Origin of the sequence: Vibrio sp. SG41-7, assembly GCF_014164465.1 — a bacterium.
Classification (GTDB): Bacteria; Pseudomonadota; Gammaproteobacteria; order Enterobacterales; family Vibrionaceae; genus Vibrio; species Vibrio splendidus.
The window spans coordinates 1-331 of record NZ_JACJFF010000375.1 but is presented as its reverse complement, the minus strand read 5'-3'; the positions used below and the strand labels follow the sequence as shown (position 1 = coordinate 331).

At 47.7% G+C, this 331-nt stretch carries 1 tRNA gene and 1 rRNA gene; both read right to left on the bottom strand.

Annotated features, from left to right (window positions below):
• Window positions 1-44: 44 nt before the first annotated feature.
• Window positions 45-120: transfer RNA gene (locus tag H5300_RS27195), tRNA-Glu, on the bottom strand.
• 124 nt (window positions 121-244) lie between these two features.
• Window positions 245-331, bottom strand: a 16S ribosomal RNA gene (locus H5300_RS27190); the annotation flags it as partial.

The following is a 331-nucleotide window of genomic DNA, read 5'->3' as shown; positions in this document are numbered from 1 at the left end:
TTGATTAAAAGTCAACTGCTCTACCAACTGAGCTAACGACCCAATGGTATCCCGTAGGGGAGTCGAACCCCTGTTACCGCCGTGAAAGGGCGGTGTCCTAGGCCTCTAGACGAACGGGACACTGCTAATTCATCTCTACTTTAAAAAGCAGAAACAAACTTCGAAGAACCTTGGGAGTTCTTCTACTCTTTGCTTTTCTAAACCTAATCAATCTGTGTGGACACTCATCGTAAGTATCTTCGTATAAGGAGGTGATCCAGCCCCAGGTTCCCCTAGGGCTACCTTGTTACGACTTCACCCCAGTCATGAACCACAAAGTGGTGAGCGTCCT